The sequence below is a fragment of the Desulfobacula toluolica Tol2 genome, from assembly GCF_000307105.1.
Taxonomy (GTDB): Bacteria; Desulfobacterota; Desulfobacteria; order Desulfobacterales; family Desulfobacteraceae; genus Desulfobacula; species Desulfobacula toluolica.
In genome coordinates this window covers 3701658-3727500 of sequence record NC_018645.1, presented here as the reverse complement: position 1 = coordinate 3727500, position 25843 = coordinate 3701658, and the positions used below count along the sequence as shown (strand labels likewise).

23 protein-coding genes, 1 rRNA gene and 1 pseudogene are annotated in these 25843 nt (G+C 40.0%); 14 read left to right on the top strand and 11 right to left on the bottom strand.

All coding sequences use genetic code 11. The features are described from left to right. Positions 1 to 83 precede the first annotated feature (83 nt). Both rrf and TOL2_RS16995 read left to right on the top strand, forming a co-directional pair. A 5S ribosomal RNA gene (gene rrf, locus TOL2_RS17000) occupies positions 84 to 200 on the top strand. 189 nt (positions 201 to 389) lie between these two features. Further along, positions 390 to 1352 carry an ADP-ribosylglycohydrolase family protein gene (locus TOL2_RS16995; RefSeq protein WP_014958528.1) on the top strand — a complete coding sequence of 321 codons (963 nt, stop codon included), beginning with the start codon at positions 390 to 392 and terminating at the stop codon, positions 1350 to 1352. Positions 1353 to 1883: 531 nt separating this feature from the next. Here TOL2_RS16995 and TOL2_RS24360 read toward each other — a convergent pair. Beyond that, a complete protein-coding gene (locus TOL2_RS24360; RefSeq protein ID WP_014955645.1) occupies positions 1884 to 2189 on the bottom strand; it encodes a hypothetical protein in 306 nt (101 codons plus the stop codon). Positions 2190 to 2530: 341 nt separating this feature from the next. On the opposite strand from TOL2_RS24360, the gene TOL2_RS16985 reads away from it, so the two are divergent. From TOL2_RS16985 to TOL2_RS16975, 3 genes are all read left to right on the top strand, one after another. Next, a complete protein-coding gene (locus TOL2_RS16985) occupies positions 2531 to 3970 on the top strand; it encodes a hypothetical protein (protein WP_193787649.1) in 1440 nt (479 codons plus the stop codon). A gap of 216 nt (positions 3971 to 4186) precedes the next feature. Next, the gene (locus TOL2_RS16980) at positions 4187 to 4537 is read left to right on the top strand and encodes a zinc ribbon domain-containing protein YjdM (protein ID WP_014958527.1); all 351 of its coding nucleotides are present in this window, start codon (positions 4187 to 4189) and stop codon (positions 4535 to 4537) included. 334 nt (positions 4538 to 4871) lie between these two features. Continuing rightward, the gene (locus TOL2_RS16975; protein WP_014958526.1) at positions 4872 to 5798 is read left to right on the top strand and encodes an ABC transporter substrate-binding protein; all 927 of its coding nucleotides are present in this window, start codon (positions 4872 to 4874) and stop codon (positions 5796 to 5798) included. 130 nt (positions 5799 to 5928) lie between these two features. On the opposite strand, the gene TOL2_RS25210 is transcribed toward TOL2_RS16975, so the two are convergent. Genes TOL2_RS25210 through TOL2_RS16960 form a run of 3 tightly spaced genes read right to left on the bottom strand, consistent with a single transcriptional unit; the run spans position 5929 to position 8094 of the window. Then, on the bottom strand, positions 5929 to 6249 hold the full coding sequence (locus TOL2_RS25210) for a hypothetical protein (protein ID WP_014958525.1): 321 nt from the start codon (positions 6247 to 6249) through the stop codon (positions 5929 to 5931). 53 nt (positions 6250 to 6302) lie between these two features. Next, a complete protein-coding gene (locus tag TOL2_RS16965; protein WP_014958524.1) occupies positions 6303 to 7124 on the bottom strand; it encodes an ABC transporter ATP-binding protein in 822 nt (273 codons plus the stop codon). 1 nt (position 7125) lies between these two features. Beyond that, positions 7126 to 8094 carry a FecCD family ABC transporter permease gene (locus TOL2_RS16960; protein ID WP_232507961.1) on the bottom strand — a complete coding sequence of 323 codons (969 nt, stop codon included), beginning with the start codon at positions 8092 to 8094 and terminating at the stop codon, positions 7126 to 7128. 430 nt (positions 8095 to 8524) lie between these two features. On the opposite strand from TOL2_RS16960, the gene TOL2_RS23785 reads away from it, so the two are divergent. Next, entirely contained in the window at positions 8525 to 9022 is a 498-nt protein-coding gene (locus tag TOL2_RS23785; RefSeq protein ID WP_014958522.1) for a methyltransferase family protein, read from the top strand. A gap of 2 nt (positions 9023 to 9024) precedes the next feature. Continuing rightward, a complete protein-coding gene (locus TOL2_RS16950; RefSeq protein ID WP_051012442.1) occupies positions 9025 to 9480 on the top strand; it encodes a MarR family winged helix-turn-helix transcriptional regulator in 456 nt (151 codons plus the stop codon). 197 nt (positions 9481 to 9677) lie between these two features. Here the strand turns inward: TOL2_RS16950 and TOL2_RS16945 are convergent, their stop codons facing one another. Next, positions 9678 to 10529: an MBL fold metallo-hydrolase gene (locus TOL2_RS16945; RefSeq protein ID WP_014958520.1), complete on the bottom strand. Its 852-nt coding sequence runs from the start codon at positions 10527 to 10529 to the stop codon at positions 9678 to 9680. A gap of 20 nt (positions 10530 to 10549) precedes the next feature. Further along, complete coding sequence (locus TOL2_RS16940) at positions 10550 to 11284, bottom strand: histidine phosphatase family protein (RefSeq protein WP_232507960.1); 735 nt, start codon at positions 11282 to 11284, stop codon at positions 10550 to 10552. 547 nt (positions 11285 to 11831) lie between these two features. Between TOL2_RS16940 and TOL2_RS25630 the strand changes: the two are divergent. After that, positions 11832 to 12344: pseudogene (locus tag TOL2_RS25630) on the top strand (ParA family protein); the annotation flags it as partial. A gap of 53 nt (positions 12345 to 12397) precedes the next feature. On the opposite strand, the gene tnpC reads toward TOL2_RS25630, so the two are convergent. Genes tnpC through tnpA form a run of 3 tightly spaced genes read right to left on the bottom strand, consistent with a single transcriptional unit; the run spans position 12398 to position 14639 of the window. After that, positions 12398 to 13930: an IS66 family transposase gene (gene tnpC / locus TOL2_RS16935; protein ID WP_014958518.1), complete on the bottom strand. Its 1533-nt coding sequence runs from the start codon at positions 13928 to 13930 to the stop codon at positions 12398 to 12400. Positions 13931 to 13974: 44 nt separating this feature from the next. Then, positions 13975 to 14322, bottom strand: coding sequence for an IS66 family insertion sequence element accessory protein TnpB (tnpB, locus tag TOL2_RS16930; protein WP_014956143.1), 348 nt, complete (start codon positions 14320 to 14322; stop codon positions 13975 to 13977). Then, the gene (tnpA, locus tag TOL2_RS16925; protein WP_014956142.1) at positions 14319 to 14639 is read right to left on the bottom strand and encodes an IS66 family insertion sequence element accessory protein TnpA; all 321 of its coding nucleotides are present in this window, start codon (positions 14637 to 14639) and stop codon (positions 14319 to 14321) included. The genes tnpB and tnpA overlap by 4 nt, the downstream gene beginning before the upstream one ends. 54 nt (positions 14640 to 14693) lie before the next feature. On the opposite strand from tnpA, the gene TOL2_RS16920 reads away from it, so the two are divergent. Together TOL2_RS16920 and TOL2_RS16915 are read left to right on the top strand one after the other, a co-directional pair. Continuing rightward, positions 14694 to 15110, top strand: a complete 417-nt coding sequence (locus TOL2_RS16920) for a DUF3795 domain-containing protein (RefSeq protein WP_014958517.1) — start codon at positions 14694 to 14696, stop codon at positions 15108 to 15110. A gap of 92 nt (positions 15111 to 15202) precedes the next feature. Further along, positions 15203 to 16033 (top strand): class I SAM-dependent methyltransferase, encoded by an 831-nt coding sequence (locus tag TOL2_RS16915; protein WP_014958516.1) that lies wholly within the window; start codon positions 15203 to 15205, stop codon positions 16031 to 16033. Between the two features lie 207 nt (positions 16034 to 16240). Here TOL2_RS16915 and TOL2_RS16910 read toward each other — a convergent pair whose 3' ends face one another. Next, positions 16241 to 17020 (bottom strand): SIR2 family NAD-dependent protein deacylase, encoded by a 780-nt coding sequence (locus TOL2_RS16910; protein WP_014958515.1) that lies wholly within the window; start codon positions 17018 to 17020, stop codon positions 16241 to 16243. Continuing rightward, complete coding sequence (murJ, locus tag TOL2_RS16905; protein ID WP_014958514.1) at positions 16975 to 18585, bottom strand: murein biosynthesis integral membrane protein MurJ; 1611 nt, start codon at positions 18583 to 18585, stop codon at positions 16975 to 16977. The genes TOL2_RS16910 and murJ overlap by 46 nt, the downstream gene beginning before the upstream one ends. A 150-nt stretch (positions 18586 to 18735) precedes the next feature. Here murJ and TOL2_RS16900 point away from each other — a divergent pair, with 150 nt between their 5' ends. The 4 genes from TOL2_RS16900 to TOL2_RS16885 all read left to right on the top strand — a co-directional run bounded on the left by TOL2_RS16900 (position 18736) and on the right by TOL2_RS16885 (position 25843). After that, positions 18736 to 19014, top strand: coding sequence for a hypothetical protein (locus TOL2_RS16900; RefSeq protein WP_148278139.1), 279 nt, complete (start codon positions 18736 to 18738; stop codon positions 19012 to 19014). Between the two features lie 113 nt (positions 19015 to 19127). Continuing rightward, on the top strand, positions 19128 to 20474 hold the full coding sequence (locus TOL2_RS16895; protein WP_014958512.1) for a M48 family metalloprotease: 1347 nt from the start codon (positions 19128 to 19130) through the stop codon (positions 20472 to 20474). A gap of 64 nt (positions 20475 to 20538) precedes the next feature. Beyond that, complete coding sequence (locus TOL2_RS16890) at positions 20539 to 22371, top strand: UbiD family decarboxylase (protein ID WP_014958511.1); 1833 nt, start codon at positions 20539 to 20541, stop codon at positions 22369 to 22371. Between the two features lie 25 nt (positions 22372 to 22396). Beyond that, the gene (locus tag TOL2_RS16885; RefSeq protein WP_232507959.1) at positions 22397 to 25843 is read left to right on the top strand and encodes a DUF748 domain-containing protein; all 3447 of its coding nucleotides are present in this window, start codon (positions 22397 to 22399) and stop codon (positions 25841 to 25843) included.

Sequence of the window (25843 nt, the reverse complement as noted above, 5' to 3'; positions counted from 1 at the left end):
TGCAACTTATTATAAATTTAAGGATTTATCGGACATGTAACCCATTAAAAAATATTCAAACGTCCGGGATCCAGCCATCTTAATCCGGTGGCTATGGCAAAGAGGTCACACCCGTACCCATCTCGAACACGGAAGTTAAGCTCTTTAGCGTCGATGGTACTGCATGGGAGACTGTGTGGGAGAGTAGAACGCCGCCGGATTATTCTTTAAAAAGCCCTGATCGTTAAAACCTGTAATATGGTTCAATGATCAGGGCTTTTTGCGTTTGCGGTAACAACAACAGTATCAAGTCTGGATGCCCTGTCCCCGGTCGTCCATCCCGGCGGTACAATTACCAGATTTAAGATAACAAGTATTAATATGCTGATAAAATTTTCATTTTATGAATCATGGTTGCTGTAATTTATTTTCGTCAGATAAAAGCCACCTTCGGGCATGATGGATTGACAAATTATTCTCAAGCATATGGCGGGCTTGGCACTTTCACCGATGATACCCAAATGAGTTTATTCACAGCAGAAGGTTTGATTTTGTCAAAAGTAAGACAGGAATACCAGAGTACAGAAGGTATGATTTTCAGTATTTATCATGCTCTTTTAAGGTGGTTGTTCACGCAGGAAACAAATCTTCAAGAACGTTTGATTCAGAGTCACGGAACCTGTTCGATTATGGATGGAATCTTAACAGGCTATAATGAATTTTTTTCATTAAGATCACCGGAAAACATTTGTTTGTCTGCTTTGAAATCCGGGAACATGGGTACAATGGATAACCCTGTCAACAACAGCAAAGGTTGCGGCGGTGTCGTGCGCAGTATATCAGTGGGGCTTGCCTGCAAAGATGTTGAAAAAGCATTCCAAATCGGTTGTGAATGTTCTGCAATCACGCATGGTCATCCCACGGGATACTTGTCTGCCGGAACTCTGGCCGCCCTTATTTCCAGAGTTATATCCGGTGGCTCTCTTACAGATGCAATTAATGAATCCATCCGGATTTTGAAAACCAAGAAAAATAATGAAGAAACGTTAAAAGCAGTTGAAAATGCTGTTGAAATGACGGAGAACACTGTTCCGTCACCTGCTGTGATAGAGGATATGGGTGCCGGATGGGTGGCGCAAGAAGCCTTGGCTATAAGTATTTATAGTGCAATAGTCGCCGGTGATGACTTCAGAAAAGGAATTTTGTTGTCAGTTAATCATTCCGGAGACAGTGATTCAACCGGTTCTATTACAGGAAATATTTTAGGCGCGCTGTATGGATTTGACATTATCCCATCAATCTGGATACCGGACTTGGAAATGAATGATTTGGTTGAAGAAATAGCCGGCGATCTGTTTGATCATTTTGGATAATAAAAAAAGGATTATAACATTTCAAACATAAGGTTTTTGTATGCCGGGGATTCCTTTAGTATAGACAGTATTCTGGATTTTTTCTGGCCTTCCTTTTCGGTTTGTCCGACATCAAAAAAATAAAAGCAAGATTACAAATGGTATCATTAATATTTTGAATATCTCCTGACAATTTCCATCAGGATAATTATCCTTGAGCCGGTCAGACTGGCTCATTGTTATTTTAAATTCATAACGCTCCTCTGTCACTGTTATTACCCATTGAGAACTTTGGAATTCATCAACTAACTGGAATACGAATTTTTCAAGCCTTTATTCTTGTCTTGACTTATATCAGGGGGGATCGGTAATATTCGTGACTTTGATAAACAAAAAGCAAGCTTCTATCCCTTTAACTACTTGACTCTCACTGTAAATACAAGTAATGAAGTCTTCATTTGTCTTTTATCGTGATAAGTGTTTCACTGGGGTGTCTAAAAAACCGCGTATTAGCCCATTTTTTTTGCTCGGTTTTTGGGCCTCTTATTCGGGTTAATATCGTGGTACATTGTTAGGATCATGGAAAGCCGCTTTAAAATCATCTTCACCGAGCAGATCCCTGCATTCTTCGCATTCTTGCCATTTTCCGGAATGCCCGTCATTGTAATGGAAATAGCAAACGCTGTATTGCTCATGGTGATATTGACAATACCCTCCACCTTCGATGGAAACATAAGAAGTGTCGCAGCAAATCCATTGATCACAACATTTAGTTTTCACAAGAGGAACCGAATCATTACCGCAAAATCTGCAATATTCACCTGGGATCGTTTTAGCTTTCAATCTATCATGTGTCATTAGAGATCCTTCTCTATTTTCATTAACCCAATATCTAACCGCACAATAGCAAACCCCACTGAATGACTCAAGATTGTTGTAAAATTCCTTTTGCGCCTTATGTTTTCTGTTTTTTCAACTGAAATCGGTTTTTTTATGAGTAAAATTTCAAAATTAAAAAAAGTAGATCGGCCTGGAAAGGGAAAGCAGTTGATCGAAATCAAACGATTAAGTATCAAAAAGCTGAACTGAAACGCATTAGAAACGATCGAGACAAATACAAGTTTCAATTTCGAAAGACCAGGCAGCAGCTGGTTGAAGAGCGCAAAAAAGCCACCTTGCCTGCCAAGGAAAAGAAAGAATTGCTGATTTATATTTCATTGAGCCTATTCCTGATCGGTCGTATTGGATTCAGAGCCATATCCAGGGTGCTTGGCGTATTAGCCCCATATTTTGGAATTGACGGCAAAGTTCCTTGCCCTCAAACGATCATCAACTGGCTCACTCGCTATTCATTGTCAAAAATTTGGACTTACAGTGGTCTGCCTTCAGTTTCTTTTGAGAAAAACAAATTTGTAAACGGTGCCATCTGGATCATAGATACTTCTATCGCCTTGGGTGTCGGTAAAATTCTTGCTGTTCTCGAACTTAACATCAATCATCATGCCACCAATGAGAGCGCGCCTGCCCTTAAAAACATAAATTGTGTTGCCATTTCTGTGGCTTCCTCATGGACTGGAAAATCCATTGCGGATTTTTTACAACAGGTGATCCATATTACGGGAAAGCCTGCGGCATATTTAAAAGACGGTGGATTGGATTTGAAAAAAGGCGTCAGACTTCTGAAGGAAAGAGGGCTGTATAGTCATTCCATCGATGATGTCTCTCATGTCGTTGCCAATCTGCTGAAAAAAGAATACAATAGGCATCCTTCTTATGATGGCTTTATCTCTGCATGCGGTCAAGCCTCAAAAAAAATGAAACAGACGGATCTTGGCTGTCTGGTTCCTCCAAAAGTATCGACAAAAGCCCGATTCATGAATATTCATCGACTGGTGAAATGGGCTGAAATGATTCTTCAACACTCCCCACGAGGGCGAACATCAGAGGGATCTGTCATTGCAAAGCTTAGAAATTCCATCGGTAAGCTTTCTGAACACAGGCCGTTTATCAAGCGATTCCTCCGTGATGCCCGTCCGCTTTTAGAAAGCCAGAAAATCCTTAAACATCGAGGGCTGAATTTCGAGACATACAAAGAGTGCAAAGCGATGTTACAATCTATTCCCCAGAGATCTCAGGTATCTATCGGCTTTATGACCTGGATGGAAAATCAACTGATCGTCGCATCATCATTGGGATTGAACAATATCGGGATGCCCATTTGTTCCGATAATATTGAATCCCTGTTTGGCCTTGGTAAAACCCATGGCGTCGGCGAAGTAAAAGACGCCAACAGAATCGCACTGCGCTTGCCAGCTTTTTGTGGAACCTTACCTGAAGACGCAGCAAAGATGGTCATGAGAGTGACTGTAAAGGAACAACAGGAAATTGAAAAAAAACTGTTGTCTTTAACCCGGCAACGCCGGGAAATTTTACCGAACCCCGGAAGTATGACAGCGGTTTTTTCTTCTGAAAAGAGATGCTATTTATCTCTTTTGCCGGTACCTAAAAACGGTGAAAAAACAGAAAATATAATTGATATTACAGCGAGTTGTGGAAAATTTATTGGTCACATGAAATCTATCCCAGACAATACAAATAATTCAGACGTCACGTCTCAAATCAGATCTGTAATCGCTTGAGAATGGCTTGCCTGGTCATTATTGATCGAAAACGTATGTGCGATCAGCGTGTTGAAATGCATGAGTTACAGGTGGATAGATTACCTGCAACTCAAGCAGGTTCAATGGAGGGCCAAATTATGAGCAAACTAAACAGGAAGATTTAGACGTCCCAGTGTTTCACTGTATGAGAAAAATATTTTAAACAAGTTTATACAATCAAATAGGAATTTTGCTATGTCAGTTGAAGAAAATACATGTCCCAAATGTAATTCACCTTATGCCTATCCTGATGGACTCCTGTGGATATGTCCTGAATGTACTCACGAGTGGATATCTTATCAGGCTTCTGATAAGCCCTCGGAAGATGCGCCACGATTCCTCGATGCCAATGGCAATCCTTTGCAGGATGGAGATACAGTCACCACCATCAAAGATCTTAAGGCCGGAAAGGACACAATTAAATTTGGTACGAAGGTCAAAAACATCAAACTCCTTGATGAACCTGTAAATGGCCACGATATTTCCTGTAAGATTGCAGGTTTCGGCGCCATGTACCTTAAATGTTCTGTTGTTAAAAAGGCGTAAAGGAAGAGGTTAAAACATCGGAAATGTAATTTGCTCTTTGGTTCTGATTCTTGGCGGCAATAGAGGCAAGGAGATTAGCTAACACTCAAAACTACTTGCATTATCTTGGCTTCAATTTTTAACGGAAACCGGTTTTGATTTGCATCGGTATCTTAAAGATTTTATGGTGCGGGCTATATCTATAAGTCCAGCATCAAATTCAGTTAACATTTATTAAATGCCGGTCTGAATTACTGATAAAATTTAGAAAGTAATTGACAAATTCCCGTATTTGCTTGCTAAATGAATCGGATAAAATATTTTTTTATTAAAAAATGATTGCATTGAGGAGCTAATGAATAATAAACCAAATATAAAAATCGGCTATTTGAATATTACCGACCATCTTATTCTAGGTGTTACAGAAAGAAAAATATTAAAAAGAGATGAAATATTTAAATATTCAAATATAGAGACTCGTTCTTTTGTTGATTGGGGAACCCTCAGTATAGCTTTTTCACGTGGGGACATTAATGCCGCCTTTATGCTGGCTCCATTAGCAATGGATCATTTTAGAAAGGGGGAAGATATAAGATTAATACTCCTTGGTCATAAAAATGGGAGTGTTTTAATTACCAACAAAAGTGCAAATATAAATAATATTAATGACTTTAAAGGCAAAGATGTTCTGATCCCCTTTCATTTATCAATTCACAATATGCTTTTGCATAAATTGTTAAAAGATAACAATATGGAAATGGGTATTGGTAAAGATGTTGAAGTACAAACAGTTGCCCCATCAAAAATACCTACTTATATGGAGATCGATAAACAGGGGAAAATCGGCGGCTTTTTGGTTGCAGAGCCTTTTGGTTCTAATGTAATAAAAGCAGGGCTTGGTGATGAATTTGAATTGTCAAAAAATATTTGGCCGGACCATCCCTGTTGTGTCTTGGTTATAAAAACAGACATCATTCGTTATTTTCCGGATGCTGTCCAGGAACTGACCAATAGTCTTGTAAAATCCGGAAAATTTATTAAAAATAATATAAAAGAAGCTGCAAGGATAGGTGTGTTTTTTCTTAATCAGGACATAGATGTTATTGAAAGAGTGCTTACTTCTCCGGCGGATCGCATTACAACAGATAACCTTATGCCACAACTGGAAGATTTCGAAAAAATTCAGGATTATATTACAAAAGAGATGGGTTCAATTCATGAAAAAATAAATTTAGAGGAGTTTGTCTATACTAAATTTGCTGAAGAAGCCGGAGCAACCTGATCGTTCATACACAATTTTAAAAAAAATTTAAAGGACTAACATATATGTGGGATTACATATATGCATCTGGCTATGGCTTCCGGCAAACTTATATCAGGACTATGATTTTACAGGCACTTGGACTGAGGATCTATTTTATCTCTTCCAAAGTCCAGTCCATCCATTGAACCGACCGTAATTTTTTTGCAGTCTCGTTGTCAACTCCATATACATTTTTGCAGAAGTCAAGAAGCCAGGCCGCAAAAGTGATGTCCTTTTTGTCCTGAACACTGAACGCTGTCATTATTCCCTCTATCATGCCGTCATTTATTGTTGAGATTCTTTGAATATTTACGGGTATGTTTACTTCAACTCCACGGCTGTCGATTATTGGTCTTGTCGTTGAAGCAAAACAAGAAGATTGAAACAATGCGATTAATATGAAAATAGCCAGATTAAACTTTTGGAACATAAATTGTGATTCCTGTTTCTGATATTTGATGTGTTTGATTTGCCAGCATATTTTTAATTTGCCAACTTCATGAACGACTCATCTGCTAAATTTTTTTCAAAGCATTTCAGATCGCTTGGAAAAACAACACGGGTATTATTTATTTTTTTTACATCGCACATATCTTCATAAATAAAATCAAGAGTTGCCTGTGTAATTACATCTTCGGGAGACCCTTGATTAACAATGCTTTTATTGTTTACAACAACCACTTTATCGCAAAACCAGGACACATGATTCGGGTCATGACTGCAGGCAAGAATTGTTACACCCCTGTCTGTTATTTTTTTCATGATTTTCCAGATTTTTAACTGGTTGGAGAAATCAAGGGCTGAAGTGGGTTCGTCAAGAAACATGATTTTTGTTTCCTGTGCGATTGCCCTTGCCATGAGAACCATTTGACGTTGCCCCCCGGAAAGCTGATTATATGTTTTTTTTGAAAGATGGCTTATTTCAAGCAGTTCAAGGGCCTCTTCGGTTTTTTGTATATCTTTTTTTCCAGTACCGAAAAAGCCCTTCAGATGAGGAGTTCTTCCCATAAGCACCACCTCTTTTACAAGGTATGGAAAAGGCGGTTTATGTTCCTGGGGGACATAGGCTACGACTTTGGCCATATCTTTGATTTTCAGGTCTTTAATATTATTGTTATCCATTCGGATCTCTCCTTTTTTTATTTTAAGAAGATTAAGACAGCATTTGAAAAGAGTAGATTTGCCGCACCCGTTCGGGCCGAACAAACCACATAAAGATCCTTCTTCAACGGTAAAAGAGATATCCTTTAATATTGTTTCATTCAGGTGTGGATAAGTGAAATCCAGATTATTAACCTGAAGCATGTTAACCTCCAAATGCGGATGCGCCTCTTGATCTTATGAGATAAAAAAGATAAGGCGCTCCAAGAATTGATGTTATGATACCGATGGGTATCTCTGCATTGACAAGGGTTCGTGCTATGGTGTCGCAAATAATAAGGTAAATTGCCCCGAATATTGCCGACACCGGGATAAGAAAACGATGGTCCGGGCCCATAACCATTCTTGTTGCATGGGGCATCATAAGTCCGACCCATGCGATAATGCCAACGCAGGAAACTGCAACCGCAGTTGAGAGAGTGGCAAGGATTATAAACAGAAATTTAAATTTTTCCGGACTGACGCCAAGAGCTTTTGCTTCGTCATCACCCATGGATAAAATATTCAGCTTCCAGCTGTGGAGCCAGATAATTGAAAACGAAACAAAAATAATCGGAGAGATTAAAATGACATCACCCCAGTTTGCATAATAAAAGCCACCCATTAACCAGAAAACAATTTCCCTTAAAGCTGAATCCTGGGCAAGATATTTTATTATGCCTACAAATGCTGAAAATATGGATCCGATTATGATCCCGGCAAGTATCAGCATTATTATGGGCGTTTCACCCCGTGTGTGTGCAAGAAAATATGCAGCTGCAACGGCAATAAACGCAAAACAAAAAGCCAAAGCCTGTACTGAAAGAAAAAAACTTGGAAATAAAATTCCCAATGCAGCACCAAATGCAGCACCTGAAGAAATACCGAGAATATAGGGTTCAACCAGGGGGTTTTTAAAACATCCTTGAAATACTGCACCTGAAATGGAAAGTGCAATACCGACATTTATTGCCAGAATGATTCTGGGCAGTCTTATTTTCCATATGATGGTATTATGCAGACGATTGACGGATTCGATATCTGTAAAGGGCGATATATTAGCTGCAATAACTGAAAAAATGTCTGAAAACTCAATATTAAAATTTCCACATGTAATTGCAAATAAGGATGTCAAAACAAGGATTCCAAGAAAAATCGATATTAGTACAATTTTTTTATTATACGATAAGAGTTTGAATAAAATAGATCTGTTTTGATTCAATGAACTGACTGTTATCACAAGTTATCTCCAAATAAAGAAACCATAAAGATCATTTAATCTATTAACCTTCATGGTTTTATTAATGAAAAAAATTTAAATTTTATATCTGTGCAATAACAGCTTTCATAGCTGAGTTTTAATTTTTTACTAGCATAATCGGATTGAAAATGTCAATATATAAAAATAGTTTCAAATTTATTTCAGCAGATTCTTGACGCTGAATGGTCTGGGAAAACAGGGTGAATCTGTCTTGATTGAAAATCGACTTGTCAACTTGACAAAGAGGTTGTCATAATTTATGATTGTGTAGATTAAAAAGATAAAATATTGAAAGGAAATTAAAATGAGTTTAGAAAAGACCTGTTCCAAGACCCTGAATGAAGATTCCCCCAACGTAAACCTGATGCCCCCGACCGTTTTTTTTATTTGCCTTTTGGCGGGCGGTGTCCTTGAATTTATATATCCTCACAATATCGATATCCTTTCGGCGTCTGCGAACCTTATGACCGGAATTTTTATTGGCATCGGTGGTTTTATTTTCATGTACATAGGCCATGAAAAGTTCAAAAAAACCGGAACCAACGTAAGCACTAATCTTCCCGCCACTGAACTTGTTGTTCAGGGCACATATCGATTTACTCGCAACCCCATGTATTTGGGTGGTTCTATCTTTTTTATCGGCATCGGCCTGGCCGCAGGAAGTTTATGGATATTGGCCGCTTATCTGCCTTTGTTTTTATATTTATCATACTATGTCATTCCACATGAGGAAGCTTATATGGAAAGAACTTTTGGTGAAGAGTACATACAATACTGTCGGAAAGTGAGGCGGTGGATATAGTCATGACATCTCACGTTTCTGAAATTAAACCAGGGAAAATTATTCATAATCTGTTTTTGGAAGTCTTTGCGCTGCATGACGTCTTGTTCGGCATTATGGATAAGGTACATGAGCAGGCCGGGCTTGCCACATCCCAGCATAAGGTTATTCTGGTACTTACTCATACCGGGCCGGTAACTGTTCCTGATATTGCAGACCGGCTGGGTGTTTCCCGTCAGTTTGTTCAAACAGTCTGCAATCAATTGTCCTCCCGGGGCTTTTTGCAATTTATAGACAATCCCCGCCACAAACGTTCAAAATTGGCGGTGTTGACTGATCCGGGCCGGACAGCCTTTCAGGCGGCCCAGCAAAAAGAAAATGAAATCATTGAAAGGGCATTGCCGGATCTTGACCCTGAAAAAACGGCTCAGGCCTGCAGACTGCTGAAGACCATTCGTCAGAGTCTGCCGTCAGGATAATGCTGATGGGATTTTTTTATCTGCAACCCACATCGCTTTTCGGGTATTAAAGCATTGGATACCTGTGTCGATATCCAGAAGTTTTATTCATAATAACTGCCACGGGCAGACCTGGTATTTCATCCTGGTTTGCCCATAACAAAACATGAAGGTATCTCTTTGTTTTACAAAGAGTTTCATATAAATATGAAGTGCGGTTAAAACTCCATACTCCATCCTGCATTGGCAAAGGCAAACCGGTTCTTGAAGCGGTTGTGGCAGGCGGCTGCAGCCTCATTACCCGTGCAGTGGGAAACGGCAATTAGTTTGAGGTTGTAGTGTTCAAATGCATCCATTGTTTTTTCAAGCTGTTGATCTGAATTTAAAAATCCCAGGTGGGTTCCGCCGATAACCGCATGAAAGGATGTGTATCCGGTTTTCTGGGAAAAATGGTTCATGACGTTCACGATGCCTGAATGGGCACATCCTGCAAGGATTACAGGTCCTGATGCTGTTTCAATCAAAAGAGATGCATCATCCAGTAAAGGGTCAGGGATAAAGGATTGCCCCTGCTTGACCAGCAGACGGGTGTCGCTGCCTTCAAAGTTTGTCTTTCTTGGTATTTCACCGGAAAAAAAGATATCATCTGATATGGCTGAAAACTCTTTTTTAAAATGAAATTGAGCATTCATGTCAGCTTCAAGTTGCTCCTGGCTGAATCGAATGCCTATAAACGACTCTTTGTCCTTGTCTTCAACTCCCCTGCGAACATATTTTGGAGAAAAAATATCCGGATGTGCCCAGACTTCTGTTTTTTCGTTTCGAGGCATTAAATCGGCAAGTCCTCCGGTATGGTCAAAGTGGCCATGGCTCAGGACGATCTTCCTTATGCCGGCCAGGTCAATGTCCAGAACATGGGCATTGGCTTTTAAACATAAGCCCTGGCCGGTATCCAGCAAAATTTGTTCTTTGTTTTTTTCTATGAGGGCACAAAATCCATGTTCACCCATGATGCCCATTTTTTCACTGGCTCTGTTTTCGCATACAATTGTGATTTTTGTTTTTTCCAAAATGAGTTCCTTTGATTTTGTTATAATAATACCGGGCCTGCCTGGTGATTTATAATATAGTATTGATTTTCTTTTTCAAAAAATACGACCCCGTCAAGGAAGCCCACATCTCCTGATGTTTCATGTTTGAGTCCCAATTTAAACTCTTTTAACACATAAATATTCCAGTCATGGGAAACACAGACAGCTATCCGGTTCTCATCATATTTTTTTATCTGTTCAATCATAAATTCACTTAAACGGTTCGCGGTTTTTTCCGGGTTTTCCATGATCCTCTCGTCAATTAGCTTATCAAACCAGTTTCTCAAAAAAAGGGCATTGCCTTGTTTCTTAACCCGGTGAACGGTTTCGTCCATATCAATGACATAAAACGGTGTAAGCATCTCATTTGTGCAATTGTGGTCAAGGGTCTGGTTATGTGTTTTTGTAAAACCCTTATCAATCAAGTAAGCAGTTTCAATACAGCGCCCCAGAAAACTGGAATATAATCTTGGCAGGGGCGCTGATCGGAGGTCGGCACCGAACTCAAACGCATTTTTTTTACCCTCATCCGTTAATGTCATAAAGGGTTCCAGGTTTGCATCTTCAGTGAACATCCTGTCAGAATGGCGGACGAGGACACTGATTTTTTTTATCCCGTTATCCAGCAGATTGTTGATCGTATCAATAATCTGTCTTGGTCGTATTTTAGGCTCTTGTGTCATCAGTAAGGCGCTCCTTAAGCCTGATTTGTCTTTTAATTGAATAGATTTCATACTCTATGCTATATGAGCTGTCAACCTGGCAAATGCAGAATCACCCCGCACCACTTTTTCCGTTCCCGCCCATTTTAAAACTCTTGATTGTCTCTGATTATACCATTAGTGCCACCTTGGCATTACTCTTTCATTATTTGTTGTGACAAACTGATCTGCCATGGCAGTTTATATGAAAGTCTTCAAAAATCCAAACAGTGACTTTCATGTTTTGTTGTGGGCAAATCTGAGCGAAAGACCAGGTCTGCCCCTGGCAGTTATTCAAGAAATTTGGAATCTCTTTACACTATTTTAAAATACTGGTAATGCAGATATGGAATTCAGCGGATATGAAGGTTATAACCGTTCAGGTTATCAATAGTTTCTTCATGATATACGACTATATGTCAGATCAAACGAGATAACAGGACACATTCAATTACTTGTTTTTTTAAAAAAGCTAAAAAATGAAATGCTTAAAATCAAACCACAATTATAAAGGTGTTGAAGATGTCTGTCGCCATTTTCAAGCCTGGTTTAAAAACCTTTATACGAGGAGAATATACAAATGGAAATTATTACCTTTTTCAATAATAAAGGGGGAGTTGGAAAAACAACTTTAGCGGTTAATCTTGCTTCTTATTATAAGACATATTTGGAAAAAAGAATTCTGTTCTTGGATTTGGATCCCCAAGCGAACTCGACACAAAGTATATTAGCCGAAGATAAGTGGCTTGAAATATATGGCCCTAATAGTATTCGACATTCAATTTATTATTTTTTCGAGGATATTGTTGCTGGAGATTCAAACATAAAAGAAGGAAATATTTCCATTAACCAATCAGATTCTCGTTATTGTTTTGACCTCATCCCAGGACACCCTAAACTATCTTCCATAGAAGATATTTTTAGTGATGCTTGGAATAAATGTTCTGCAGGAGATCTTGGAGGTTTTCGAAAAAGCAACTGGTTAAATTTTATTAAGAACAAATATAGCGACTCTTATGATTTTTTATTCATTGATCTTGGACCTTCCTTGGGGGCACTAAATAGAACTGTATTGTTAAATTCAGATTATTTTATTACTCCCATGGGAGGTAAGCGATGTTTTAACCCCACTCAGGGGGCGGAAGGTCAAGCCAACTGTTTTTTATCGACATTGTATGGAAGCAACGCCTTAAAATCATCTTCCGTCATAGCCTCAGGCAAGTGTTCAAACAGATATTTGAGATACCAATATGGCTCCAGCCCATTTGATTTGGCTGTTTCAATCAAGCTGTAAATCAGTGCACTGGCCCGGGCACCCTTAACGGTGTCCGAGAAAAGCCAATTCTTTCGTCCGACCACAAAAGGTCGGATGGCATTTTCAACCAGATTGTTATCAGGCCTGATGATTCCGTCGGTCGTGTATTGGATGAGCCTGTGCCATTGGTTGAGAGTATAATGGATCGCCTTGCCAAGCAGACTTTTGGGAGGAACTTTTTCCACTCTTGCATCAAGCCATTTCTTGAACTCTTCTAAAATTGGAACCGCTTCTTTTTGCCTCCGAGCATATAATTGGTCAGGCGTTAATTCCTGCACCCGGGCTTCTTTTTCAATTTTATAAAGCAGACTGATATACTTTAAAGCGGTGCCGGCATTGCCCGATGAACTCTTTTTATTCCCTGCAGCTTTTGTTACATTTTTAAATCCCCTGCGGGCGTGAGTCCAGCATGCCACATGAATGATATCCGTTATTTTGTCCAGAAAATCATATCCTTTATAGCCATCCGTCTGAACAATGCCTTTGTATCCATTCAAAAATGATGCGGCAACATCTCCGGATCGTGTCGGATGATATTGGAATTGAATAATTGGCATATCAGGCGGACCACCTCTAAAAATCCACATATATGATTTTGATTTCCGGGGGCCCTTTAAGACCAGAAGAGGTGTTTCATCAGCACCAATCATCGGGCTTGCCAGTATGTCCTTTTGCATCATGTCGATTAGAATATCACAGGCGTCAGCGACTTTCATGGCCCATGTACACATGGTCGACCGGCCAAGTTCAATACCGATCCTGGTAAATTGCTTTTCCTGACGGTAAAACGGCAGGGCATCTGCAAATTTTGCGGTCAGAATATGTGCCAGAAGGCCCGGGTTAGCAATGCTTTTGGGGATAATCTGTTCAGGCATCCTGGCAATTGACACGGTGGGGCCGTCGTCTTCCACACCTTCACAATTTTTGCAGGCGTATTTATACCGGATGTTTCGAAGTACCCTTACTTTGGCAGGGATATAGTCCAGTTGTTCTGACTCTTCCTGGCCGATGCGTTCCTTAAGGCAACCGCAGTTGCACTGTCTTTCATCCTCGCTGAGTTCATGTATAACATCTATACGGGGAAGATCGGCGGGTAAAGGCTTGCGGCCACGTTTTTTACGGGTATGTTCACCAATCGTTACGTCTTCCTCCTCTTTTTCCAGGATAGGAAGTTCGGGTTCAGGCATATCGAACAGAGACATTTGCCCGTCATCTTTAGGCGTTTTCTCTGATTTGCGACCAAAGATCATATTCTGAAGTGATTTAACCTGCTCTTTAAGGATTTGATTCTCATCAATCAAATCACAAGCAATTTTCTTCACTTCATCCAGATCCCGATTACCTTTTACCTTGCCTTTAGTCATGGACTGTATATACCATAACCACGGGCTTTTTCATAGTTTTAACATCAATAAATCATGGAATATTTCAAGGGTTTATGTGCCTGATTTATATTCAGGCCGTCAACTAACCAGGACAACTCTCGACTGGTAATATTCATGACATCGTCAGATGTTTTCGGCCACTTGAAACGGTCTTTTTCAAGACGTTTCTGCCACATACAGAAGCCATTTTTATCCCAGTATAAAATTTTTAAAATGGTCTGCGTCCGGTTGCAGAATACAAACAAGTTGGAGGAAAATATGTCAAGTTGCATCTGTTCACTGACAATGACGGACAATCCGTTAATAGCTTTGCGCATATCCGTTGCGCCTAAGAATAGATAGACCTTGGTGTCTGACGGAAAATTCATCATTGGACAGCCTTCAATACAGAAAGCACCTGCTCAAGGGTTTCTTTCTTAAAACCGTCGGGGATTTCCACTTGCAGTTCCCGGCCTATATTCAGTTTTAGCCCTGCTTGACAAAAGTGAGTCGGCACAGGAACCTGAACCAGTCCTGTGGGCTGATTTGGTTTACCGAATTTAATCTTCCAATAGGTGAACCTGTTCGGCCTCAGGCCATTCTGGCGGCAGTACTCTATTTGGGACAGGCGGGATTCAGTCCATTGATCGATATGTGTTTTCCAGAATATTGCCTTTTCTTCGTTTATTTTCTTCCACGATTTGCTCAATACACACCTCCTTTTTGAGAAGAGATATTAAGCGAAATCTGGAGGCCTTAGTAGATGGGGTTTAATTACCGCTTACATTTCTATTTGGCCCTTGAAAACAAGGAAGCAAGAGCTGTAGTTGAAAAAATGTCCGAAGAATATAATGTACCTGTTGAAATAATGCTGTGCAAAGGATGCCGAAATCACGATGGCAAGATACCATTACAAAAATATATCTTTGGTGATTCGCATAGTTGTGCTGCATATGAATGCTCTAAAAACAAGGGCCTTGATTTTTGTGGAGATTGTAACGAATTTCCATGTGACAACTTACACCCTTATGCTGACAGGGCTACTGAGCTGCCGCATAATATGAAAGTCTTCAATTTATGTTTAATAAATAAGATGGGGCTGGAAAACTGGGCAAAGTCAAAGGCATCTGAAGTTCGCGAAACCTACTTTACAAAACCATGGACACTATCTGACAAATAATATCATATCAGGAACATAATACACGTAGTTGCAGCAAAATTGCCGCTGGTGAAGGCCGTGTTAGGCTTCAAACTAAACAAGGAAGTATTATTATGGATCATATTGAATTAAAAGAATTATATAAGAATACATTTAATGCTGTTTCTGATGGATATGGACATTCAGCAATGCGTTTTTTTTCTGAGACCCCTAATCAAGTCTCCTCATTTTTAAATTTGAGGGGAGATGAGCATGTAATTGATGTGGCCACAGGAACTGGATATGTGGCACTTGCTATTGCTAAATATTTGCCGGATGGACAGGTGACGGGTATAGATTTTTCAGAAGGTATGCTCACCCAGGCCATTAAAAACAAAAATGAGCTGGGAATACAAAATGTTACATTTGTTGAAATGGACATGCAGGCTATTGATTACAAAGATAATAATTTTGATATCGCAGTAAGCGCTTTTAGTATTTTTTTCGTCGAGGATATGGAAAAACAACTAATCCATATAGCCAGTAAAGTCAAAGCCGGAGGCACAGTCCTTATAACAACATTCTTCGACAATGCCTTTACTCCTCTTTTCAATCTATTTATCAACCGCCTTGAAAATTATGGAATTGAAGTGCCAAGCATTGCTTGGAAACGAGTTGCAACAAAAGAACAATGCACCTCTCTTTTTAAAGAAGCCGGATTGCAGAATATACAATGTAAGCAGAAAGATTTTGGTTACTATCTAAAAGATGTCTCGGACTGGTGGTACATAATATGGAACGGAGGTTTTCGTGGATTGGTAAATCAACTTTCCAAAAATGATTTTATAAAATTCAAAAAAGAACATTTAGCTGAAATAAAAGAATTTGCATCTGACAAAGGCATCTGGCTTGAAATGGGTGTTTTATATACTTTAGGCGAAAAAAAGTATAACAACACAAATTAATCGGATACAAATTCCGCTGCGCTTCATTTGAAGCGGTTATTTGTGATTTTAACAACAAGTAGACCGGGCGCTGGATGGACAATCACCCGACAATTATATTACCGCTGTAACTTTAACAGATCGGCTGCTCAAAATTTGTTGAGACAGACAAAGCACAGCTAAAGTTACAGCGGCAAGTTGATGATAGCCCTTATCCCAATTTCCTTTTCAGTCAGAGATAACCTGATTAACAATATTTTTCAGGACATCTCCTGCCTTTCCCCTGATCAGTACATCACATTTTGTATCATAAGGAGTTTCAGAAAGATTGATGATAACAAGAAAAGCACCGGCAGTTTTAGCATATTCCGGCATCAAGGCTGCCGGTTGAACCAGAAGTGTGGAACCCACGACAATAAAGACATCACTGTTGGTTGACAACTCGACAGCTCTCCTGGTCTCCTCGACCGGCATGGCCTGGCCGAACGAAACCGTGTCCGGCTTAAAATATCCGCCGCAGGAACATTCAGGCGCCTTTTCGCCTGCATCAATCATCTTTTGTGTTTCCTCCCAGGAGATCAGTTTGCTGCAACTCATGCACCTTACGCGCCGGGTGTTGCCGTGCAGTTCAATGATTTTTTTTGCCGGAATGCCGGATGCTTCATGAAGTCCGTCAATATTCTGTGTGATCAAAGCCTTTAATTTGCCCATTTCATGAAGTTTTGCAATGCTTTTATGGCCCTTGTTGGGTTTGGATACAGACAGGCTTTTTTCCATGTCAAGCCGCTGTTCCCAATACTTGATCCGAGCTTTTTTGGACGACATGAATTCATCAAAGTACACTGGCTGGAATTTGTCCCAAATGCCCCCCTGGCTTCTGTAATCGGGTATTCCGCTTTCTGTTGAGATACCGGCGCCGGTAAAGATAACCAAATTATTTGATGCTTTGATTTTATCGGCTGCTATTGTGATTTTTTCATTTGTTTTTTCAATCGTTTTTTTAGCCATGGGAAAATCCTTTTGTAAATGTTTTCATAGAAAATAAGAATTTCCGGTATGTTTAAAACAGACCCGGTTAAGAAAAATAGAAATAAAAATTCAATTCCGATCAGACCTGCAATGGCCAAAGACCCCAAAAGAGTTGCAGGATCAATGAATAGTCGCAGGCCGGAAGCGGTTATAAAAAGTATGATCCCCATCATCAGGCTGATGGGGATCATTTTTAAAAAGAACTGATAAACCTCTTTTTTTTCAGAATTTAAACTTTTTTTGTTCCAGCATTCAAACAGGATAAATGCCTGGATGATCACCGACAGTGATAACCCTAAGGCCACTCCCTGGGCTCCCATTATTTTCATGAACAGGAAAATAACAGGCAGGCTGAATAAAACACAAAGAGTTGTGAAAATAGCCGGAAAAAGGGTGTTTTGAATGGCATAGTATCCCCTTGAAACAATGTTCTGGGCTGAAAAAGCAAAAGCACCGACCATGAAAAAAGGCAGAATTCCCGTGGTCACCATGGTTGCCTGGGCATCAAATTGACCTCTTTGAAAAAGTATGGTTACAATTTCACGGCTTAACACAATAAACAGAACACAAAAAGGAATGACCAGGAAAATAAATTTCAATGTTTTGTTTAACAGGCGGTTTAACTCAAAAATATTGCCTTGACGGGCCAGTTTTGCCATAAACGGATAAGAGGCAACCCCGATGGCCTGCCCGAAAAGTCCAACAATAATAAACATAACCCTGAGAGCATAATTCATGGCGGCAATACTGCCGGAAGGCAAATAAGACCCGAAAAATTTCAAGAGAATTTCCGTTGAGAATGTCATGGTTAACCCTATCATTAAAGGTAGTGTGAGCTGAACGTAACGTATTAAATCAGGATGTGTAAAGCACAGGATAGGGTAATACCTGGCCCCAAGTTTTTTTGCGCCCATGACCTGTAGTGCAAAATTACCCACAAATGCGCCCGCCAGTACGCCCCAGGCAAATCCTTCCATCCCCATGAAAGGGCCTAAAACAAGTCCGCCCAGAATAATGGATACATTGTATATCAACGGTGCAAGAGCAGGGATGAAAAATTTTTCATTGGCAAACTGAACCGCCATCAGAAGCCCGCCGGCAAAAAAGAAAAACTGGGCAGGTATGATGATCCGGGTCATTTTTACGGCAAGAGCAAAGGTGCCGGGATCATTGATTCCCGGTGCCAGCAGGTTAACAAAGCGGGGTGCCCATATCATCGTGACAATTATAAAACCTAACAAAAGAAGCCCGAACCCGTTCAAAATAATTGAAAAGACCCGGTATCCTTCCTTTTCTTTGTTTGAGGAAAGATAGTGGGCAAATATGGGAATAAAGGTGATGGAAAGAAAACCGCTTGCCACAATATGGTTAAGAATTTCAGGAAGAATAAACGCGATCTGGTAGGCATCAACACCGGCGTTTATGCCGCCGACACCGGCAATGGTCATTTCACGAAAAACTCCGATGACACGACTGGCAAATACGGATGCCATCATGATAAAGGATGCAATGCCTATCTTTTTTAATATAGTCTCGTTTTTCATAGTCGTAGTATCGACAGGATTTATCATAAAGGGTTGGTAAATAAAAGCCTTGTGGGGGAAAATAGTTTGACTTGGACAAAGCTTGCAGAATATATTGGTGCATCATTTAAAAAGTTTTTTTTATAAATCAGGACTAAGGGACTATAGAAAATGTTTACTAAATTAGGAATTTTTTCATTAGCGGCAGGATTTGTTATGGGTATTTTCAGTACTGTTTCCGGCTTTATGGAATCTAAAAATTTCTGGGTTGATTTGACTCTATCAAAAATAATCGGAAATGATACGTCTGAAACCGTTATAACGCTAATAGGCAGTGATTTTATACAAAAAAACCTGGATTTCCTGATTTATGATTTACCGTTTTTTTGTTTTTTATTTGGGCTTGGCGTTGTTTTTTTGATTATCAGTTTGTTTGTTAAGGATCACTAACGGCCATGGCAGGTCAAGCTGTCACAATAAAAAAACAAAAGAGCCCTGATTTCAAAAGGTTATAAACCATTTCATACAGTAAAAAAGAACCTACCAGACAGGGAAATAGAAAAATGAATCAATCAATTAAAAACAATCAAATTTCAAGAAGGCAGTTTCTAAAATATTCAGCATTTATGTCTGCATCTGTTGCAGGTGCTGCATGTTTTACCGGGTGTGCTGTTGATCCTGTTACAGGAAAAAAACAATTGATGATGGTTTCCCAGCAACAGGAGATCGGAATTGACAAACAGCAGTCACCTTTTCAGTTTTCTTCGGATTACGGCATTACAAAGGATGCTGAACTCAACCGGTATGTTTCTGATGTGGGCAAGGCCTTGTTGCCTAATGTCCACAGGCCAGGAATGCCTTATAATTTTAATTGTGTGAATGCAACTTATATTAATGCATATGCATTTCCCGGCGGCTCCATTGCCGTTACCCGGGGAATTTTATTGAAACTTGACAATGAGGCCCAACTTGCAGCTTTGCTTGGCCATGAACTTGGCCATGTCAATGCAAGGCACACAGCGGAACAGATCTCCAAAGGGCAACTTTCTTCTCTTCTCGTGAGCGGTGTCTCCATTGCCGCAGGCACTCAAAGCTCTGGCCTTGGCGAATTAACACAACAGCTTGGCATGCTGAGCCAGGGATTGCTTTTGTCCAAGTACAGCCGGGATAACGAAAGGGAAGCTGATTCTCTTGGCAACGAATATATGGTTAAGGCGGGCTATTCCTCCAAAGGATTTGTAGAGCTTATGCAGATGCTCAATTCCATGAACAGGGAAAAATCAAATTCCGCCCAGATACTTTTTTCAACCCATCCAATGAGTTCGGAACGGTTAAATTCCGCAATTCAAAGGGAACAAGGGATTTATCGGTATTCAAAAAATTATTTGTTGAACCGTGAAAGATATATGGATCATACAGCTTCCCTGCGTGCTAAAAAACAAGGCATAGAACTTTTGCAGCAAGGAGAAAAGCATCTGGCAAAAAAAGAGTATGACAAAGCTCAGACTGCTTTTAAAAACTCCTTGTATGCTCTGAAAGAGGATTATACAGCCCATGTGTTAATGTCCAAATGCCTGATGATCATGAAAAAACCTGCCCAGGCCTTGTCCTATGCAGATGCTGCAAAAAAATTGTATCCGTCGGAAGTCCAGGGTCACTATGTTGCCGGTATGGCCAATACCGAGCTTAAACAATATGGGGCAGCTTATCAAAATTTCAGCAAGTGTGACGGCCTGTTGCCGGGTAACCCGCAAATGGCTTTTTATAAAGGGTATTGCCTGGATAAAAAAGGTGACAGGTCTCCGGCAGCCCATCATTATCAGACCTATTTGAAACTGATTAATTATCAGCCCAATCAATATTCCAAGTACGCCTATAATCGTCTGAAAGAATGGGGCTATGTCAAATAATAAAATTGTTAATCAGACTGTTAATCAAGCTGTTAATTAAACTGCCTGGGGAAGAAATTAAATCATGAAATTTTCAAGCCTCCGGCAGTGTGTCAATTTTTTGGAAAAACAGGGGGAACTGGTAACGATCCGGCAGCCGGTTGATCCAAACCTTGAAATGGCTGAAATCACAAGACAGGTGTTTGATACCAATGGCCCGGCCATATTGTTTGCCAATGTGATGAACACTAAATTCCCCGCAGTCTCAAACCTGTTCGGCACCTGGGAAAGAACCCTGAAAATTTTTGAACCCCAGCTTGCATCTGTCAAGGCCCTTGTGGATATCAAATCAGATCCGGGATTGGCGGTTCGATCTTTGAGGAAAACATCAAAAGCCCTGCCCGCACTCTTACACGCATTACCTGTAAAGACATCCAACCCCAAGGTGCTGGAAAACAAATGTGATATCAGGGATCTTCCCATGATCAAGTGCTGGCCTGAGGATGGCGGTGCCTTTATCCTGTTGCCCCAGGTTTTTTCAAAAGATCCGGCAAAGCCGTCTGTTTTCACTTCAAATCTGGGCATGTACAGAATTCAAATTTCCGGAAATGACTATGATCCGGGCAAAGAGATCGGTCTTCATTATCAATTGCACCGGGGGATCGGCAACCATCACCAAAAAGCTCTTGAGAAAAATCAGGCTTTACGGGTCAGTATCTTTATCGGCGGGCCGCCTGCCCATACCCTTGCCGCTGTCATGCCGCTTCCGGAAGGAATTCCTGAAATCGCCTTTGCAGGGGCACTGTCCGGGAGAAATTTTCGCTATGCAAATAAAGACCGGCATTTTATTTCAGCAGATGCGGATTTTTGCATAACAGGAATCCTTGTCCCGGCAAAAACAAAAAAAGAAGGCCCCTTTGGCGATCATTTGGGTTATTATTCTCTGGCACACGACTACCCGTATTTAAAGGTAGAATCAGTTTACCACAGACCTGGCGCCATTTTTCCGTTTACAGTGGTGGGACGACCGCCCCAGGAAGATTCCAATTTCGGAAGATTGATCCACAAAATAACACGATCCGCAATTCAGGACAGCATTCCCGGGGTTACCGCCGTGAATGCCGTGGATGACGCAGGCGTTCATCCCCTTCTTCTTGTAAAAGCTCATGAGCGGTATGTTCCTTATGAAAAAAGGATGCCAAGAGAATTGTTAACCCATGCTGCAAGAGTAATGGGAACAGGTCAGTTGTCACTGGCAAAATATTTGTTGATCTGTGCCCATGAAGACAATCCTGATCTGGATGTGACCGATGAAAAAGCTTTTTTTATTCATATGCTTGAACATATTGATTTTGAATCTGATTTGCATTTTTTTACAAAAACAACCATGGATACTCTTGATTATTCCACCCGGGACATCAACCATGGATCAAAACTTGTGATTGCTGCAGCCGGTGAAAAAAAACGAACCTTGGGATTTGATTTTCCCCAATCTTTTTCTTTGCCAAACGAATTTTTTCATCCGAAAATTGTCGCACCTGGCATGGTGGTACTTGAAGGCCCTGCATTTAAAACTTATTCACAAGGAAAAGTACAGATAAATCAGTTGAAAAAGCATTTGCAGACTCAAACAGGGCTTGAATCGCTTCCTTTGTTTGTGGTTGCAGATGATGCAGGTTTTGTAGCAAAATCATTTTCAAATTTTTTATGGGTGACTTTTTTACGATCAAACCCTTCTCATGATATTTATGGTGTGAATGAGAAAACTTTGTTTAAACATTGGGGCTGCACCCCTCCCTTGATCATAGATGCCAGAATCAAACCCTTTCATGCCGATCCATTGGTGTCCGATCCAAAGGTTGCTGAAAAGGTAAAATCCATGGGGAAAAAAGGCGGACCGCTTTTTGGAATTATTTAGCAGAAGGAATGTATAAGATATGACAATGAAAGCTTTATTTTTAAGAAAAACAAGTTTAATTCCGGTTGCCGTTATTTTGCTGTATACCCTGGTTGGATTCTTTTTGTTGCCAATTGTTGGAAAGAATATCCTGATGAACAAATTAAGCACTTTGCTGAACAGGGAGGTCTTTATTGAAAAGATTTTTATCAATCCTTATACTTTTACATCGACAATTGATGTCCTGATTGTGAAAGAAAAAAATAAAGCTGCAACAGAAAACAACAAAGACGTTTTTTTTTCCGCAGACAAAATATCAGCTGATTTAAGCTTTTTTTCCCTGTTTGCCTTTACCCTTGGCATATCTGATATTTCTTTGGAAAGTCCCTATGTGAGTATTGTTCAAAACCAAGACGGCTCGTTTAATTTCTCAGATCTTTTAAATTCCGGCAAACAAGATGAAACGCTTTCAAAGGAAAAGGATAAGAATAAAGATAAAAATGACGATCAGAAGAGTGCAGGGGAACTAATCAATTTTGTTTTAAAAAATGTCAATATTGTTCAGGGTGAAATCCGGTTCAAGGATAAGGCAAATGATGTCTCTCATCTTATGGAGAACTTTTCTTTGTCCCTTCCTTTGTTAAGCAGCAGACAAAAAAACAGGCATGAAAAATCAAAACTGGATATTGGTTTTACCTTAAACCAGTCAAAAACTGATATTCATGTTGAATCAACGCCATTTGCAGAAGACCTTGCCACGCAGGTGGACATCAGGACATTGGATATTGATTTGATTCACTATCTTTCCTATCTGTCAATGCCTGAAAATATCCGGTTGAAAAAAATGGATCTTAACCTGGATCTTAACCTGGATTTTCATGCTGCCTATAGCAAAGCAGATTCAAAAAATTCGCTCGTGGTTCAGGGAACCATCAATGCATTAAACGCGATTGTAAATGGGGGTGTTGAAGAGGAAATAATTAAAATCCCGTTATTGACGATTGATATTTCACCGTCAGATGTTTTGGCAAATCAATTAAATATTTCAAAAATTTTAATGGCCACCCCGCAATTGAATGTAAACCGGGATAAGACCGGTAAAATAAATTTGTTAGACTATCTTTCAAAAGATAACGAGAATCTTAAAGAAGAGAAAAAAGAAGACAAGAAAACTGCAAACGCCGGGCACAATTTTTTCAGTCTCAACCTGGAAGACTTTGAAATCAAAGATGCTGCAGTGTCTTTTCAGGATTTTTCCACTGAAACAGCTGTTAAATGTACAATGAATCTTCTGGCAGGGGCAAAGGTATCACAAAAAAGCAACACCTTGAATATGACGATCAACACCCCTGAGTTTTCGATGCAATCCCTGGTATTTTCTGATCAACAGTCCAAAGAAGAGATGATCAATATTCCGGAATTCAAGATCAAAGGGGCAGTCATTGATGTGGGCAATAAAAAAATTGATACCGGAACGATTACCGCCCGAAATGGAAACATCCTGTTGAAAAGGGATAAAGACGGACAAATCAACATTATCAAAAGTGTCATGCCTGTTCAGGAATCACGGCAACCGGCAAACACTGCCGGTAAAACAACTGCTGTATCATCCGGGGAAAAAGAGTCCTTGTGGGATGTCACAATGAACTCTTTTGATGCAACCGGATTTGCCGTACAGTTCAATGATCTGACCAACACTGATCCTGTAAAAATTGATCTTTCCAATATCTCCATCAATGCTGCGGATCTTAAAACTCAGGGTGAACAAAAGGGCCTTGTTGCGGTTCAAATGGACTGGGGCAGGGAAGGGCGGATCAGTATCAAGGGCAATGCTGTTCCATCAATGTTAAGTGCAGGGCTTGATGTGAATTTAAAAAAAATTGATATCAAATCCTTACAGCCTTATTTTACAAATTTTGTAAGAGTTCTTGTCACAGACGGACATCTGAACACAAAAGGAACTCTTGATCTGGATATGAGCGGAACCCGCAATAATAACATTACGTTTGCCGGAGAAACATCCCTGACCAACTTTATCTGTCTTGATAAACAGACAGCAACGGATTTTTTTAAATGCAACTCATTATATTTTTCAGGACTTGATGTGTCGTTATTCCCGGTTAAGGTCACTGTAAAAGATATTTCACTGACTGATTTTTATTCCCGGATTATTGTCAGTAATGCCGGTGAAATTAACTTGAATACAATTTTCAAGCAGGACACACCAGAAGATCACGGGAAAGGCCAAACAAGCAAACAGGAAAGCAAGCAGGAAAATAAACAGAAAACAGCAGCATCTGAAACACCACAGATTCGCGTAGACAGTATCACGCTGCAGGGAGGGGATATCAGTTTTTCAGATTATCTGACCCAACCCAATTTCACAGCAGGCATGAAACAGATTGCAGGATCTGTCACCGGCCTTTCATCAGACGAACAATCCCGGGCAAAGCTTTCACTGAAAGGGCTTCATGGGAACTCTTCACCTCTTGATATTGCAGGGACCATAAATCCACTGGCTGCAAAAAAATTTGCAGACATCAATATCTCTTTTAAGGATATTGAACTGGTAAATTTTACTCCATATTCATCCAGGTATCTGGGGTACAAAATCGAAAAAGGAAAACTTATTTTAGATCTTGAATATACCATTGACGGGAGTACCCTTAAATCAGAAAATCGGGTTCAATTTGATAATTTTTTTCTGGGCGAACGTGTGGAAAGCAAGGATGCCACATCATTGCCTGTCGGACTTGCCATTTCCCTGTTAAAAAACAGGGACGGCCGGATTAACCTTGATCTGCCGGTTTCAGGCCAATTGGATGACCCTGAATTTAAAATAGGTTCCATTGTTTTGAAAATGATTTCAAACCTGATTTTAAAAGTGGTGACGTCACCTTTTTCAATAATAGGTGCCATGTTTGGCGGCGGGGAGGATCTGGGGTTTGTTGAATTTGAATATGGTGATTCAGCAATCAACCCGTCTGATTATGAAAAACTGGATAAACTGGCGCAGATCTTACAGGAAAAAACATCCATAAACCTGGAAATTCAGGGAATTTATGACAACATCCGGGATGCTGAAGTTTTAAGAAAAAAAGGCTTTGAAGATTTGATCAAGGCTGAGAAAATAAAAGAGTTGTCAGCTTCAGGAAGTGATACAGGAACATTAAAAGATGTGGTGATCTTAAAAGAAGATTTGCAGTACTATATTGATATGGCCTATGCTGTAGCGCAATTTCCTAAACCAAGGGATGAGGCCGGTAATGAAAAAGAAATTGGTATTGAGGAAAAAACCAAGTTGTTGATGACAAATATCAATGTCGGAAAAGATGATTTAAGACTTCTATCCATGAACCGGTCAGAAAATATAAAGGCATATCTGCTCTCAACAGGTAAGGTGGAAAAACAGAGGATTTTTCTGCTGGAACCAATGGAAAATAAAAGCTCAAACACTGACAGAACAAGTGAAGTGAAGTTTTTATTAAAATAA